At 73.9% G+C, this 425-nt stretch carries 1 protein-coding gene; it reads right to left on the bottom strand.

What is annotated here, in order from left to right; all coding sequences use genetic code 11:
- The coding region (locus KBY19_RS36010) for a DUF5304 family protein (protein ID WP_210967542.1) at positions 1-349 on the bottom strand (349 nt) is incomplete at its 3' end.
- Positions 350-425 lie beyond the last annotated feature (76 nt).

Raw genomic sequence — 425 nt, 5'->3', positions numbered from 1 at the left:
CCATGGACCGGTAGGCGGCCAGCAGCTCACCTCCTGCGGCGGCCAGGTGGTCGAAGAGCTGCGGGTTGCGTTCGACGACGGGCTCGATGGTCGCCTTGGCCTGCTTGAACAGCTGCTGCGCCACGCCCTGGGCCGTGGCCGCTCCGGCGGCACCCAGCAGCGGCTTGCCGAACTCGGCGACCTTCTCGGTGACCGCGTCCGCCAGCCGGCGCAGCTCCTCGGCGGTGTCGGTGGGCGGCGGGCCGTACTGCGCGCGGCGGCGGGCCCTCTCGGCGGCCAGGTCCTCCTCGCACGCGGTGGCCCAGGCGTCGGGGTCCGGGGCGTCAGTGCGCTCGGCGTCATCGCTCATGGCGGGCTCCTACGGGCGACGGGTGGTGGTTGACGTTCGCCTTCCGACGTTACCCGAACGGCGGCACGGCGTTGAG

The sequence above is a fragment of the Streptomyces sp. B15 genome (assembly GCF_018070605.1).
Lineage (GTDB): Bacteria > Actinomycetota > Actinomycetes > Streptomycetales > Streptomycetaceae > Streptomyces > Streptomyces smyrnaeus.
The sequence above is the reverse complement of the archived record's forward strand: the minus strand, read 5'-3'. Positions and strand labels throughout refer to the sequence as shown.